We start from the raw sequence: 14859 nt of genomic DNA, 5'->3' as shown, positions 1-14859 counted from the left end.
GGTGTCTGTGCGACGAGGGCTAGCTGTTTTTGCGCGTGCCCACCGCGCCATACAGTGCGCCCAGGGCCATGTTGCGCAGGAGTACCGTGCGGGCCTTAGTGGTGGATTGAGGCGTCAGGAGCTTCAAGGGAAGCTGATTGAGGATCGAGACCAAGCCCCGGACCACGCTGCGCAGTTCGCGGTTATCCAAGGGATGGCCGATGTGGTCCAGCCACATCAAATAGTGAGCTTCATATCGCTGTCGCAGCGCGAGTATGGCGCTGCGATGGTTGTCCGACAGGTAAGCGACATCGTGTTCGGCCAGCTGGAATTGCCCAGCCATGCAGCTATGGAGCTCCAGGTGCGCCTCCACGAGCGCGTGCAATCGCAGGGAGGGCTCCGCTATGCGGCGTTGTACGTTGGCAGCCAGCGCCAGTAGCTCGCAATAGAGGTCCTCGAGCAACTCGTGCAGCAACGCGTCTTTGCTATCGATGTGATGGTACAAAGAGCCTGCCCGAATGCCCAGGCTGGCTCCCAGCTCGCGCATGCTGACCTGGGCGAAGCCCCGCTGTGAAAAGAGCTCCAGGGCCTTGCGCAAAACCTCGGCGTGTCGGTCAACACCGACGCGCGAAGGCTCGGGCCTGAGGGCGGCATTGGCGAGATGATTTCCCATGGTGGCGTACCTGGCGTCGTCGGATGGAAGTCTGGCGGTGCGCCCGCAGGGCCTAAACCCGGAACTGTTTTAGGGTCTGGTTCAGCTGGTTGGCCAGTTTCCCCAGCTGGCAACTGGACTCGTGGGAGTCTCGGGCGGCGAGGGCGCTGTCTTCGGCCAGCGAGGCCGCCAGCGCTACGTTCTGGTTGATGTCATCCACCACCTGCGACTGCTGCAACGTGGCGCTGGCGATTGATGCGTTAAGGTCGGTCAGCGTGTTCAGGGACTGCGTTATCTGCTCCAGGCTCCTGCCCGCCAGGGTAGCCTGCTCGACGGTCATCGCGGACACCTTGCTACTTTCATGGATGACTTGTACCGCCGCACTCGACTGGGTCTGGAGACGCTCGATCATGCTCTGAACTTCGGCCGTCGAGCTTTGTGTTCTCTGCGCCAGAAGTCGGACTTCATCGGCGACGACGGCAAACCCGCGTCCCTGCTCACCCGCTCGCGCGGCCTCGATGGCGGCATTCAAGGCCAGCAGGTTGGTTTGCTGGGCTATGTTGCGGATCACCTCGAGCACGGTGCTTATCTGCACGCTCTCGTGGGCCAGGGATTGGATGGCACCCACCGCCACGTCTATGGTGCCCGAGAGCTGGCTGACCTGGCGCACGCTGTTGTCGATGTTGTCCTGGCTTCGTCGCGCCTGCTCGGCGGCTTCGCGCACTTCGTCAGCGGCATGCTCGGCGTTCTTCGCCACTTCCTGTACAGCATAGGAAAGCTGCTGGACCGCCGTCGCGACCAGTTCCATCTGTTGCGACTGCCGCTGACTATGCAACTGGGCCCCGCCTGCGATTTCGCCGAGGGATCGCGAGGCCTGGTCGACGGAGTCGGCCGTGTCCCGGGAAAGACTGACGATGCCACCGAGCTTCCCGGTAAAGCCGTTGAAGTGCTTGCCCAGCGCGCTCAGTTCGTCGCGCCACCGGTCGTCGAGGCGGCGGGTGAGGTCCGCGTCACCACTGGCAATGTTTGCCATGGCCTGAACTGCCTGCTGCAGCGGAGTGGCGATGCTGCGGCCAATCAGAACAACCAGACCCCACAGCAGCAGCCCTGCAATAAGCAGCAAGCCCAGCGAATCGAGGGCGTGAGAGCGGAACTCTGCGTGGACATCGTCCACATAGATTCCCGAGCCAACGATCCACCCCCAGGGTTTGAACAGTTCGACGTAGGACACTTTCTGCACGGGGCTGTCCGATCCCGGCCGTGGCCAGCGGTAACGGAGCAGGCCGCCGCCTTCGTGCTTGGCGACTTCAACCATCTCGTCGAACGGCCTCCGGCCATCTGGGTCGCGCGTGCCGGCCATGAGCTGACCTTCGACCTTGGGGTCGGGGTGCATGACCATGCGCGTGTCCAGCCCCTCCAGCCAGAAGTAGTAGCCGCCGTTGTAGCGCAGACTGCGCATCAGCTCGATGGCCTGCCGCTGGGCCTGCTCCCTGCCCAATTTTCCCGCGCTCTCCTGATCGTGGTAGTAGCGCAGGATGCTGCTGGCCGTCTCGACCACTTGTTGGGTCTGCAGCGCCTTTGCGTTCTGCAGGTCGGTGAGGTTCTGGCGAAGCATCAGGCCGGTGATAGCTACCAGGGTCACCGACGCGATGGTCAGGATCAGCCAGAGGCGGTAGCCGATGGGGATGACTCGCAAGCCTGGCATGTTGCTGCTCCGTGGCAGTAAAAAACCGGGCGCCCCTGACCGCGGAAGCGCCCGGAAAAGGGGGGACTCAAAGTGTGTAGCGGCTCAGCTCGCGCGCGATGAGCAGGCGTTGCACCTCGCTGGAACCTTCGTAGATCTGGGTGATGCGCGCATCGCGGTAATATTTCTCCACCGGATAATCTTCCAGGTAGCCGTAGCCACCGTGGATCTGGATGGCGCTCGAGCACACCTGCTCAGCCATCTCCGAGGCGAACAGCTTTGCCTGGGAAGCTTCCGACAGGCAGGGGAGGCCTGCGCTCTTCAAGCGAGCGGCATGGAGAATCATCAGGCGCGCGGCGTTGAGGCGGGTATGCATATCAGCCAACAGGTTGCCGATGCTCTGGTGCTCGATGATGGGCTTGCCGAACTGCACCCGTTCGCGGGCGTAACCCAACGCCGCTTCGAAGGCCGCGCGCGCAATACCCAGGGCCTGCGCGGCGATGCCGATGCGTCCGCCCTCCAGGTTGGAAAGGGCGATGGCCAGCCCTTTGCCGCGCTGACCCAGCAGGTTCTCCGCCGGAACCACGCAATTGTTCAGCGTGACGGCGCAGGTATCAGACGCCTTGATGCCCATCTTGTGTTCGCTACGGTCCACCTCGAAACCGGGCGTATCCGTCGGCACCAGGAACGCGGAAAGCCCTTTCTTGCCCAATGCTGGATCGGTCACGGCAAACACGATGGCGAGCCTGGCGCGCTTGCCGTTGCTGACAAACTGCTTGGCGCCGTTAAGTACCCAGTGATCGTCCTGGAGTTCCGCGCGGGTGCGCAGGTTGTGCGCTTCCGACCCGGCCTGAGGCTCGGTGAGGCAGAAGCAGCCGATGGCTTCGCCACTCGCCAGCTCGGCAAGCCAGCGGTCTTTTTGCGCCTCGCTCCCATAGTTGAGAATCGGGCCGCAACCGACCGAGTTGTGAATGCTCATCAGAGCGCCAAGGGCGCCGTCGCCGGCGGAAATCTCTTCCACAGCCAGGGCATAGGCGACGTAGTCGATATAGGTGCCCCCCCATTGTTCGGGCACTACCATGCCGAACAGGCCCAATTCGCCCATCTGGCGGACCAGTTCATCGTCGATCCAGCCGGCCTTTTCCCAGGCCTGGGCGTGAGGGGCGACCTCGGACCGGGCGAATTCCCGCGCCATGTCACGGATCATGCGTTGTTCGTCAGTGAGTTCAATGTCGTGCATCGTGCGCGCTCCCCGGAATGCCGTCAGGCTGTACGAATGGATTTGTCAGACTCGAACCGGAAGCCGGCGAAGAAGGACTCCACCCTTTGGGGCGTCAGGTTCTCTAAGCTCGGCGGGTTCCATCGGGGGGCCTTGTCCTTGTCGATGATCAGCGCGCGGATACCTTCAATGAGGTCGCCCTTGTCGAACCACTGACAAGCCAGGTGCAGTTCCAGGCTAAAACAGTCGGACAGCGACAGATGCCGGCCTTGGCGCACAAGTTCCAGCGTCACCGCCATGGCCAGGGGGGAGCGGCTGTCCATGACCTGTACGGTTTCCTCTGCCCAGTCGCGGAATTCTGGGCAATCTTCTTCCAGCAGCGACCGACGGATGGCCTGGATGTCGGACAGGGCGAAATGCCGGTCGATGGCCGGGCGGAAGGCTTTCAGCTCCGATCCGGGCATCCTCGGGGTGGCCAGGCCGGCGAGCATCTGGTGGAGCGTCTCGCGGGGGGCGTAGCTCCAGTTCAGGTTGTCCAGCGCCTGGTCGAACTGCTGGATGGATTCGCGGGGCAGGCAATAGTCGGCCAGGCGCGAGTAGAGAGCGTCGGTGGCGCGCACCTGGCATCCTGTGACACCCAGGTAAGTGCCCAGTTGTCCCGGCATGCGGGAAAGGAAATAGCTGCCACCGACATCCGGGAAGAAGCCGATACCGACCTCGGGCATTCCCATGCGCGTGCTACCCGTGATCACGCGCATCGACGCGGCCTGTGCCAGCCCCATGCCGCCACCTAGGACGAAACCGTCCATCAGGGCAATGACCGGTTTGGGATAGAGATGGATGTACTCGTCCAGCGCGTATTCGTCTTCGAAGAACACTTCATGCTGGTTGTCGCCGGCCAGATGGCTGTCGTAGAGCATGCGAATGTCGCCGCCGGCGCAGAACGCCTTCTCGCCCGCCCCGCGAATCACGACGGCAACGATTTCCGGGTCCGACTCCCAAGCCCAGAGGTGGCGGTGGAGGCGATGCACCATCGGCAAGGTCAGGGCATTGAGACCGTCCGGACGGTTCAACGTCAGGTGACCGACCCGGTTGCGCACGCTGGCCAGGATGGAGGGATCGAGGTCGCTCATTGCAGGTCGTCTCGGCTGAACAGGTTGATGATCGCGGAGAAGTCCAGGTTCCCGTGGCCTTGCAGGCTGAAGGTCTGGTAGAGCTGCTGTGCCGCCGCGCCCAGCACCACAGGTTGCTTGGCATGCCGAGCGGCTTCGGTGGCCAGGCCCAGATCCTTCAGCATCAGTTCGGTGCCGAACCCACCGCTGTAGCCGCGCGAGGCCGGGGCGCTTTCCACGACGCCAGGGAACGGGTTGTTGATCTCGGAGCTCCAGCAGCGTCCGCTGGACGTATTGATGATGCCGGCCAGCACTTTTGCGTCCATGCCCAGGACATGGCCCAGCGCCATGGCTTCGGCAACGCCGACCATGGAGATGCCCAGCAGCATGTTGTTGGCGATCTTCGCCACAAGGCCGTTGCCGTTGTCTCCACAGTGGACGATGTTCTTGCCCATGGCGGCGAGCAGAGGCTGGGCCTGGTCGAAGGCGCTGGCCGTGCCACCCACCATGAACGTCAGGGTACCGGCCGCCGCCCCGCCGGTGCCGCCGGAGACGGGCGCATCGAGCATGGGATTGTCCTGGGCGGTCGCCAGTCTGGCCACTTCGCGCGAGCTCAACGGGTCGATGGTCGAGCTGTCGATCAGCAGGGCGCCCGGCTTGACGTTGGCCAGGAGACCTTGGGTCCCCAGGTAGACCTCTTTCACGTGTGCGGCGGTCGGCAACATGGTGACGATGGCGTCGACATCGTCACGGGCGAGTTCGGCGGGGCTGGCGGCCGTTCGGGCGCCGAGTTCCACGAGTGCGGTGGTGGCCTGGAGCGACGGGTCGAAGACTGTGAGGCTATGACCGGCCTTGAGCAGGTTACGGGCCATGGGGCCGCCCATGTTGCCGAGGCCAAGGAATCCGATATGCATGGTGGCGTCCTCTTGAGGTGGGCCGAAAAGGTCAGTCAGCGGTGCTTGAACTGGGGGGCACGCTTTTGGGTGAAGGCGTTCATGCCTTCTTTCTGGTCGGCGCTGGCAAACAGGGAATGGAACAAGCGTCGCTCGAAACGCACCCCTTCGTTCAGGCTCATTTCGAAGGTGCGGTTGACGCATTCCTTGATCATCATTGCGGCCGGCAGGGACTTGCCGGCGATGCTCCTGGCGACGGCCAGGGTCTCTTCCAGAAGCGTCTCCGCAGGCAGTACGCGTGCCACCAGGCCGGCACCGGCGGCTTCCTCGGCGGAGAGCTGGCGGCCGGTCAGGCAGAGCTCCATCGCCTTCGATTTACCGAGGGCGCGGGTGAGACGCTGCGTGCCGCCAATGCCGGGGATCACGCCCAGGGTGAGCTCGGGAAGGCCAAAGCGGGCGTTCTCGGCGGCGTAGATGAAGTCGCACATCAGCGCCAGTTCGCAGCCGCCTCCCAGGGCATAACCAGCGACCGCGGCGATCAGGGGTTTGCGCCTGGCGGCGATGCGGTCGGCGGCGGCGAAGAAATCATCGAGATAGATCTGCGGGAAGCCGAGGTCGGCCATCTCCTTGATATCTGCACCCGCGGCGAAGGCCTTGGCCGAGCCGGTGATCACCAAGCACCCGATGTCCGGATCGGCTTCCAGGCGATCGAGCGCCTGGTTCAGCTCGGTGATCAGTTGCGAATTGAGGGCGTTGAGCGCCTTGGGTCTGTTCAGCGTGATCAGCCCGACGCGTTCCTGGACGGAGACCAGGAGGGTTTCGTATTCCATGGGGACTCCAAGGGAGCCGGCGCGGGGGCGCTGGCTCCCGTAGATCATTTCAGCGTGATGGTGGTGTTCACGGCGCCGCCGACATCGTTTTCGTCGAACCAGCGCTGGGTGATGGTCTTGGTCTGGGTGTAGAACAGCACCACCTGCTTGCCATAGGGGCCGAGGTCGCCCAGCTTGGAGGCACGCGAGCCGCTGAAGGAGAACAGCGGCACGGGCACCGGGATCGGCACGTTGATACCGACCTGGCCGACGTCGATCTCTTCCTGGAAGTGCCGGGCGGCGGCGCCGGAGCGGGTGAAGAGTGCGGTGCCGTTGCCGTTCGGGTTGGCGTTGATGAAAGCGATGGCCTCGTCCAGGGAGGCCGCGTTCACCACGCACAGCACCGGTCCGAAAATCTCCTCGCGGTAGATGCTCATCTGCGCGGTCACGCCGGAGAAGATGGTCGGGCCGACGAAGTTGCCGTCCTGATAGCCCGGCACGCTCGGGTTGCGCCCGTCCAGTTCGAGCCTGGCGCCTTCCTCGATACCGCTGGCGATCAGGCCGCTGATGCGATCCAAGGCGGCGCAGGAGACCACCGGGCCGACGTCGGTACCCGGCTCGGCGCCCGCATTGACCTTGAGCGTCCGGGCTTTCTCCACCAGTTCCGGCAGCCAGGCCTGCGCCTCGCCGACCAGGATCACCACGGGCAGGGCCATGCAGCGTTGGCCGGCGGCGCCGAAGGAGGCGCCCAGCAGGTTATTCAGCGTCTGCTGCTTGTGCGCGTCCGGCAGGACGATGGCGTGGTTCTTCGCGCCCATCATGCACTGCGCGCGCTTGCCGTTCTGGGTGGCGCGGTTGTAAACGTGGGTGCCGACCTTGGTGGAGCCGACGAAGGACACAGCCTTGATGTCGGGATGGTCACAAAGCAGATTGACCGCATCGACGCCGCCGTGAATCACGTTCAGGACGCCTTTCGGAATCCCGGCTTCCAGAGCCAGTTCGACCAAGCGCATGGTGACCAGCGGGTCCTGCTCGGACGGCTTGAGGACGAAGGTGTTGCCGCAGGCGATGGCCATGGGGAACATCCACAGCGGGATCATCGCGGGGAAGTTGAACGGGGTGATGCCGGCGCAAACGCCTATCGGTTGCAGCAGCGTGTAGGTGTCCACGCCGTTGGCGACGTTGTTGGCCAACTCACCCATCTGCAGGGTGCCGATGTTAGCGGCGTGCTCGACCACTTCGAGGCCACGGAAGATGTCCCCTTCGGCGTCCGGCAGGGTCTTGCCCTGTTCGGCGGTGAGCAGGGCGGCGAGCTCCTTGATGTTCTCGCGGATCAGCTGCTGGTACTTGAGGAAGATCCGGGCGCGAGCGCCGATCGGGGTCTTGCGCCAGGTTTTGAATGCCTCCTGGGCGGCAGCGACGGCGGCGGCCATTTCCTCCTGGGTGGCGAATGGCACTCGGGCCAGGACTTCCTGGGTGGCCGGGTTGACGACGTCACGCCACTGCTGGGTTTTGGATTCGACGAATTCGCCATTGATCAGCAGCTTGACGCTGGGAACGCTCGAAGTAGTCATTTACGGGTCCTGCCTGCTTTCGTGAGGTCGAGTGTGGCCCCTCGGTAAAAAAACCGAGTGGTCGAGTTTTCGGTTGGGGGCCGGCGGCGCCGGCCGGTCAGCCCTTGAGCTGGGGGAAGTCTTCTTCGAAGTACTCCTGCTCGCCCCGTGCAGGGCTCTTGCGGCGCTGCACTTCCATCTGCCGCAGTTCCACGCGGCGGATTTTTCCGGAGATGGTCTTGGGCAGTTCGCGGACGAACTCGATACGGCGGACCCGCTTGTAGGGGGCCAGATGTTCGCGGGCGAAGGCGAGGATGTTGCAGGCCAATTCGGCGCTGCCGGCCAGGTCGTGAGCCAGGATCAGGAAGGCCTTGGGCACCGCCAGGCGCACGGGGTCAGGGCTTGGCACGATGGCCACCTCCATCACATCGGGGTGCTCGATCAAAGCGCTTTCCAGTTCGAAGGGACTGATGCGGTAGTCCGAAGCCTTGAAAACGTCATCGGCGCGGCCGACAAAGGTGATGTAGCCGTCCTCGCAGATCTGCGCGGTGTCGCCGGTGCGGTAGTAGCCGTCGCGCATGACTTCGGCGGTTTTCTCGGGGCTGTCCTCGTAGCAGAGCATCAGGCCCAGCGGGCGAACATCCAGCGGCAGCGCCACTTCACCTTCCCTGGCGGGTTCCCCGTCGGGGTCGAGCATTGTCACGCGATAACCGGGCAGGGGACGCCCCATGGAGCCCGGTTTGAGCTTCTGGCCAGGGGTATTGCCGACCAGGGCGGTCGTTTCCGATTGGCCGAAGCCATCGCGCAGCCACAAGCCCCAGGCTTGATGGATCTGCTCGATGATTTCCGGATTCAACGGTTCGCCGGCACCCACCAGTTCACGCAAGCGCAGGCGATCGCGATAGCTGGCCAGGTCTTCCTGGATCAGCATGCGCCACACGGTGGGCGGTGCGCACAGGCTGGTGATGCCGTAGCGCTCCAGTACCGACAGCAGGGCGGGAGCGCTGAACCGCGAAGTGTTGTGGATAAACACGCCGGCGCCGGCGTTCCAGGGCGCGAAGAGGCAGCTCCAGGCATGCTTGGCCCAGCCCGGAGAGGAGATGTTCAGGTGCAGGTCGCCGGGTTTGAGGCCGATCCAGTACATGGTGGAAAGATGGCCGACCGGGTAACTCTGATGGCTGTGCAACACCATCTTGGGCTTGGAGGTGGTGCCTGAGGTGAAGTAGAGCAGCATCGGGTCGGTGGCCAGGGTCTGACCCTCGGCCTGGAACTCCGTGGCGTACTCCCAAGCCGCTTCGTGTGGCGTCCATCCCCGCACCTGCTGGCCGACGCTGATGCGGGTACAGCCTTCGCCCAGGCCTTCGAATTTCTCCAGATGCGCGCCTCCGGCCACCAGGTGCCGAACCCGGCCGCGATCGATGCGGTCGCGCAGGTCCTCGGCGGTGAGCAGGGCGGTCGCGGGGATTACCACGGCGCCCAGCTTGAAGGCGGCCAGCATGGTCTCCCACAGGGCGATGTCATTGCCGAGCATCATGAGGATCCGCTCGCCACGCTGGACCCCGAGCTCGCGCAGATGATTGGCGACGCGGTTGGAGCGCTCTGCCAGCTCCTGGAAGCTGTAACGGCGCTCGCTGCCATCTTCTTCCACGATCCAGAGGGCGGTGGCCTGGTTGCCCTTCGCCATGGCATCGAAGTAATCCAGGGCCCAGTTGAATTCGGTGAGCTCAGGCCAACGGAAGTCGCGGACAGCCGTGTCGTAGTCAGTGCGATGGGTCAACAGGAAATCGCGGGCGGCAAGGAACGAGTGGGAGCTGTGGGTCATGATGCTTGCCCTTAATTGTTATTTTGGGTCTTTCGGCTTAGGGCCGGGTTGGTGGAGTCGAGTATATGTAGGCGTTAATCAAACATGAACACGCATAAAATCATGTTAGATGTGCAAAAATCTCACTACCTGGCGCCTTGATAAAAGACGGAAAAAACCGAGCAGCCGCCAGCTAGGTGGCGGCGGCTTGCGCGGTTAGGAGTCAGCGTCTACGGCGGGGTTTCGGGCTGGCTGACAGCTGCGGCCCGACTCACCAGAGCGGCAACACGTAGCTGACGATCAGGCGGTTCTCGTCCAGGTCGTTTCCGAAATGGCTGGAACGCACGGTCGCGTTGCGCCATTTCACGCCGAGGTTCTTCAGCGGGCCGCTTTGCACCACGTAGCCGATGTCGGTGTCGCGCTCCCATTCCTCGCCTTCGGGTCTGTTCGCGCCCAGGTCGATGTTGTCGCCGGACAGGTAGCGCGTCATGAAGGTCAGGCCGGGTACGCCGAGGGCCGCGAAGTCGTAGTCGTAGCGCGCCTGCCAGGACTTCTCATCGCGGTTGGCGAAGTCGCCAATCTGCACGAAGTTGACCAGGAAGGCGTCGGTGCCGCCGATGTAGGCGAAGCCGGTGTCGCCGCTCATGGACTGGTAGCCGGCGCCAAAGCCGTGGCCGCCCAGGGTGTAGGTGAGCATCGCGCCGAAGGCGCGGTTGTCGACATTGCTGTGGCCATCGTCATCGGAGCGCGCGTAGCGCAGGTCGGTCTTCAGCGACTGGCCGGCGGCGATGGGCTGCACGTGCACCAGGTTGACGATGTGCTGGTCGTAGAGCCCGTCGAGCTTGGCGTAGCTGTAGCCGGTGGTGAGTTGCGGTGTCCACTTGTAGCTCAGGCCAGCGAAGTCGAACTGGTCGCTGCTGTCGGTGGCGACAATGCCGCGCGCACTGCCGCTGGTGACGGTCATGTCCTCGCGGTTGGACGAGTCGCGCTGGCTCACCTGGCGCAGGCGGCCGCCGTCGAAGGTCAGGCCGGCGAACTCGGTGGAGTTCAGGTGGGCGCCTTCGAAGGTCTGAGGCAGCAGGCGCGAATCATTGGCTAGTACGGTAGGCAACTTGGGAAGCAGTGTGCCGATCTTCAGCACGCTTTTCGAGGCGCGCAGCTTGGCGGTTAGGCCCAGTTCGCTGTAGTCGTCGGCCGCGCCGTTGACCTTCTCCTTGTCCCGCGGCAACAGACCGGAGCCGGCGCGGCTGGGGCTCGAATCCAGCTTTACGCCGAGCAGGCCCAGGGCGTCCACGCCCACGCCGATGGTGCCTTCGGTGTAGCCGGATTCGTAGCGCAGCAGGAAGCCTTGCGCCCACTCTTCCTGCTTGGATTGCGCTGCGTTGTCCTGGCGGAAGTCGCGGTTGAAGTAGAAGTTGCGCAGTTCGATGCTGGCCTTGCTGTCGCCGAGAAAATCGGCCAGAGCGGGGGTTGAAGAGCTGAGCGTGTAACCGATGAACAGTAGGCTGGCGGAGCTGGAAATGCGTTTCATGGAGGCCTCTTGTTGTTTTGATGGCGAGAGAATCCGTGCCGACTTGAAGGCAAGCGGCAGGAAAGCCGGTAGGGAAAAAAAGGCACGTTCCAAAGGAGCGATAACGTGCCTGCTAACTTCACGCAGCGAGCTAGTGATTGCTCGCTGCGGCAGCACCCAGACCCGTCTGGGCACGCACAAACTGGTCGGCATAGGCGGAGCGTTCGCGACGGGCGCGCTCACTGTTGTCGAGCCGTGACACGACTACGATGACCAGGAAGGCCAACGGCATGGAGAACAGTGCCGGCTGGTCGTACGGGAAGAGCGCTTGGGCATGCCCCAGAACCCCGACCCAGACCGCCGGACCGCAGATCACCAGCGCCATCGCACTGACCAATCCGGTCAGTCCGCCCCAGAGGGCACCACGAGTGGTCAGGTCTTTCCAGTACATGGCCATGATCAATACCGGGAAATTGGCCGAGGCCGCCACGCCGAAGGTCAGCCCCACCAGGAAGGCAATGTTCATCTGCTCGAATAGAATGCCCAGGCCTATGGCGAGCAGCCCGATGGCCAGCGTGGCGACCCGCGACACCCGCATTTCGTCACGCTCCGTGGCTTTGCCTTTCTTGAGCACGGACGCATAGAGGTCGTGAGAGATTGCCGATGCACCGGCCAGGGCGAGCCCTGCCACCACGGCGAGAATGGTCGAGAAGGCCACGGCGGAGAGGAAGCCGAAGAAGAGGCTGCCGCCTACGGCTTTCGCCAGGTGCATGGCGACCATGTTGCCGCCGCCCACCAGGCTGCCTCCGAGCTTGCCATCGACGAAGTACTGGGGATCGGTTCCGACGATCACGATGGCGGTGTAGCCCAGCACGCAGACGACCAGGAAGAAGAAGCCGATAAAGCCCGTGGCGAAGAGCACCGAGCGGCGAGCTTCCCGCGCGTTGGGCACCGTGAAGAACCGCATCAGGATATGAGGCAGTCCGGCAATGCCGAAAACCAGGCCCAGCGACAGCGAGACGGCGTTGATCGGGTCCGCGAGCAAAGTGCCGGGGCCCATGATCCTGGCACCGCTGCTGTGCACCGCCGTGGCCCGGCCAGCCAGTTCTTCAAAGCTGAAGCCGAATTCGCTCATGGCCATGACCACCAGCGTGGTGCCGCCAGCGAGTAGCAGAACGGCCTTGGTGATCTGTACCCAGGTCGTGGCGATCATTCCGCCGAAGATCACATAAACCAACATCAAAACGCCGACCACCACGACGGCCGTCCGGTAGTCCAGTCCGAACAGCAGCTTGATCAATTGACCGGCGCCGACCATCTGCACGATGAGGTAACAGCACACCACGGTCAGCGAACCTAAGGCGGCAAAACTGCGCACGCGGGTCTGGTCCAGGCGGTAGGAGACGATGTCGGCGAAGGTGTAGCGGCCCAGGTTACGCAAGCGCTCGGCCATCAGGAAGGTGACGATGGGCCAGCCGACGAAGAACCCGATGATGTAGACGAATCCATCGTAGCCCTTGGCATAGACGAGGCTGGACAGCCCGAGCAGGGTCGCGGCGGACATGTAGTCGCCGGCGATCGCCAGTCCATTCTGGAAGCCGGAAATGCCGCCGCCTGCGGTGTAGAAGTCAGCAGCGGAGCGAGTGCGTCGAGCGGCCCACCCGGTGATCGCCAGGGTCGCGAGCACGAAGACGAAGAACATTCCAATGGCGCTGAGGTTGAGGGGTTGCTTCTCTGCCACGAGGGGAGCGGCGAAGCAGGGCAGCGGTGAAAGGGCAAGGAGTGCGAGAAGGTTCTTCATGCCTGGGCCTCCTTGAGGATTTCCGAGCTCAGTGCATCGAAGCGGGTATTGGCGTGGCGCACATACCAGGCGGTCAGCAGCCAGGAGACAAGGATGACGCTCGCGCCCACCGGGATGCCGCGGCTGAGATGGCTACCGGCGTAGAGAGGCGTCCGTAGCCAGTCGGGAACGAAGGCTACCAGCAGGATGAAGAAGTAGTAGAAGGCCAATACCACGGCGCTGAGAGACCAAGCGAATAGGGCGCGCTGTTGCGCCAGTCGCTGGAATTTCGGATTGGCCAGGATGCTGGCGGTGGAAGTCGAGGCGTGATGAGGGGTCATATCGGGCTCCGCTTTAGTTATTTTTGTCGTGCCTGCTGCCGCGGCCTTTTCCAAGCGCGCAGCATTCCCGGCAGCGCCGGGTGCGAGCGCCGCCAAGTTATTCATGACTGGAGTGAAGAAGGCGCTGCGCTTAAGGGTCGCCGCGCTTGCCCGGGGTTAAAAACAGGTATTCGTACAGCGGGCGAACGGTCGACAAAGCTCGCCCTTCTGTGCATGGGTCAAGCCGGGGAGGAATCAGCGAAAGAAGGGGTACTCGGAGGGGAGCCCGGGGCGCGAAACGAAGGGCGCGCCGGCAGGCTGGCTGCCGAGCGGGAAGGCCGAAAAACTGGCGTGCGCTCATTCTCTTAGCCCTTGGTTTTTGTTAGTTGGAGGGGGCTGGTCCGGCCAAGGAAAAGCACTTGGCTCTCGGACGATGGATGTGAGTATATGTAGGTATCCATCCACTAATGAACGGGCAAATAATCCTGATGGACATGCAAAAAAGTCCTTATCAAGATCAGTTGAAATGGGATGATTTCCGCTTCTTCCTGGAGGTTGCCCGTACCCGGACAGCGACGGGAGCGGCAAGACGTCTCGGGGTCGATTACACGACCGTATCGCGGCGCGTGCGTGCGCTGGAGCAGGCCCTGGGGGCGCTGCTGTTCGAGAAGTCGCGTTCGGCGGGATTTGTCTTGACGGTGGAAGGGCAGCGTCTGCTCAGCCACGCTGAGACCTTGGAAAGTACCTTGCAGGCGGCATGTGAGCAGGTGTCGGGGACACGCCTGGCGCTATCCGGCCATGTGCGCATAGGGTGCACCGAGAGTTTCGGCTCGTACTTCGTGACGGCGCAGATGACGCGTTTTCTGGAGCGCTATCCGCACATCTCCGCGGACATCCTCCCGGTCCCGCATTTCGTCAGCCTTTCGCGCCGCGAAGCGGATATCGCCATCACGCTCGAACGCCCCGAGCGAGGGCCTTACGTCTGCTCCAAGCTCGCCGATTACCGCCTGCGTCTCTACGCAACGCCCGAGTATCTGGAGCAGCATCCGCCGATCGAAACGCGTGACGACCTAGCAGGGCATACCTTCATCACCTATGTCGAAGACCTGGCTTTCAGCCCCAAGCTGCTCTATCTGAACGACTTGCTGCCGGGTGCCGTCAGCCAGCTGCGCAGCACCAGCGTAATTGCGCAGTATCAGGCAGCTTTGCAGGGGCACGCCCTGGCAATTCTTCCGTGTTTCCTGGTGGGTGCGGATCCGAGGTTGCGGGCCGTACTGCCCAGGGAGATCGAAGTGACCCGGCAGTTTTGGATCTACTACAGCGAAGACCTGCGACGCCTCAAACGCATCACGCTGATTGCGGACTATCTACACGAATGCGCGGACTTGAATACCGCATGGTTGATGGGTGAAACGAGTGAGTTACTCACCCCCTCGCTCAATTAGCCGACATGGCGACTACTTCTTCCCAGTCGTCCGTTCGGCCCAGGCTGCTTAAATACATGGCCCAGTGCTATTGCTATCCTGCTGACGGCAGTCATAGAGGAA

At 63.1% G+C, this 14859-nt stretch carries 12 protein-coding genes and 1 pseudogene; 1 reads left to right on the top strand and 12 read right to left on the bottom strand.

All coding sequences use genetic code 11. From position 1 onward, the window contains the following. Positions 1-19: 19 nt before the first annotated feature. The 12 genes and pseudogenes from ACNFH5_RS11770 to ACNFH5_RS11715 form a co-directional block, all read right to left on the bottom strand. A complete protein-coding gene (locus ACNFH5_RS11770; protein WP_416746143.1) occupies positions 20-652 on the bottom strand; it encodes a TetR/AcrR family transcriptional regulator in 633 nt (210 codons plus the stop codon). Positions 653-704: 52 nt separating this feature from the next. Next, positions 705-1439 (bottom strand): methyl-accepting chemotaxis protein, encoded by a 735-nt coding sequence (locus ACNFH5_RS11765; RefSeq protein ID WP_416746461.1) that lies wholly within the window; start codon positions 1437-1439, stop codon positions 705-707. Positions 1440-1565: 126 nt separating this feature from the next. Further along, positions 1566-2246 (bottom strand): annotated as a pseudogene (locus ACNFH5_RS11760) (cache domain-containing protein); the annotation flags it as partial. A gap of 157 nt (positions 2247-2403) precedes the next feature. Then, positions 2404-3555 (bottom strand): acyl-CoA dehydrogenase family protein, encoded by a 1152-nt coding sequence (locus ACNFH5_RS11755; RefSeq protein ID WP_416746141.1) that lies wholly within the window; start codon positions 3553-3555, stop codon positions 2404-2406. Positions 3556-3578: 23 nt separating this feature from the next. Beyond that, entirely contained in the window at positions 3579-4667 is a 1089-nt protein-coding gene (locus tag ACNFH5_RS11750) for an enoyl-CoA hydratase/isomerase family protein (RefSeq protein ID WP_416746139.1), read from the bottom strand. Beyond that, positions 4664-5560, bottom strand: coding sequence for a 3-hydroxyisobutyrate dehydrogenase (gene mmsB, locus ACNFH5_RS11745; RefSeq protein ID WP_416746137.1), 897 nt, complete (start codon positions 5558-5560; stop codon positions 4664-4666). The genes ACNFH5_RS11750 and mmsB overlap by 4 nt, the downstream gene beginning before the upstream one ends. Positions 5561-5595: 35 nt before the next feature. Beyond that, positions 5596-6369 carry an enoyl-CoA hydratase gene (locus ACNFH5_RS11740; protein ID WP_416746135.1) on the bottom strand — a complete coding sequence of 258 codons (774 nt, stop codon included), beginning with the start codon at positions 6367-6369 and terminating at the stop codon, positions 5596-5598. A 44-nt stretch (positions 6370-6413) separates the two neighbouring features. Continuing rightward, complete coding sequence (locus ACNFH5_RS11735; RefSeq protein WP_416746134.1) at positions 6414-7922, bottom strand: CoA-acylating methylmalonate-semialdehyde dehydrogenase; 1509 nt, start codon at positions 7920-7922, stop codon at positions 6414-6416. Between the two features lie 97 nt (positions 7923-8019). Next, complete coding sequence (locus ACNFH5_RS11730; protein ID WP_416746132.1) at positions 8020-9723, bottom strand: AMP-binding protein; 1704 nt, start codon at positions 9721-9723, stop codon at positions 8020-8022. Between the two features lie 250 nt (positions 9724-9973). Beyond that, the gene (locus ACNFH5_RS11725) at positions 9974-11233 is read right to left on the bottom strand and encodes an OprD family porin (protein ID WP_416746130.1); all 1260 of its coding nucleotides are present in this window, start codon (positions 11231-11233) and stop codon (positions 9974-9976) included. Between the two features lie 130 nt (positions 11234-11363). Next, positions 11364-13013: a cation acetate symporter gene (locus tag ACNFH5_RS11720; RefSeq protein WP_416746128.1), complete on the bottom strand. Its 1650-nt coding sequence runs from the start codon at positions 13011-13013 to the stop codon at positions 11364-11366. Next, complete coding sequence (locus ACNFH5_RS11715) at positions 13010-13333, bottom strand: DUF485 domain-containing protein (protein WP_416746126.1); 324 nt, start codon at positions 13331-13333, stop codon at positions 13010-13012. Before ACNFH5_RS11715 ends, ACNFH5_RS11720 begins: the two co-directional genes overlap by 4 nt. Positions 13334-13806: 473 nt before the next feature. Here ACNFH5_RS11715 and ACNFH5_RS11710 point away from each other — a divergent pair, with 473 nt between their 5' ends. Beyond that, positions 13807-14757: a LysR family transcriptional regulator gene (locus tag ACNFH5_RS11710; protein ID WP_416746459.1), complete on the top strand. Its 951-nt coding sequence runs from the start codon at positions 13807-13809 to the stop codon at positions 14755-14757. The last annotated feature ends 102 nt before the right edge of the window (positions 14758-14859 follow it).

The organism is Pseudomonas sp. NY15435, assembly GCF_048068295.1.
Lineage (GTDB): Bacteria > Pseudomonadota > Gammaproteobacteria > Pseudomonadales > Pseudomonadaceae > Pseudomonas.
The sequence above is the reverse complement of the archived record's forward strand: the minus strand, read 5'-3'. Positions and strand labels throughout refer to the sequence as shown.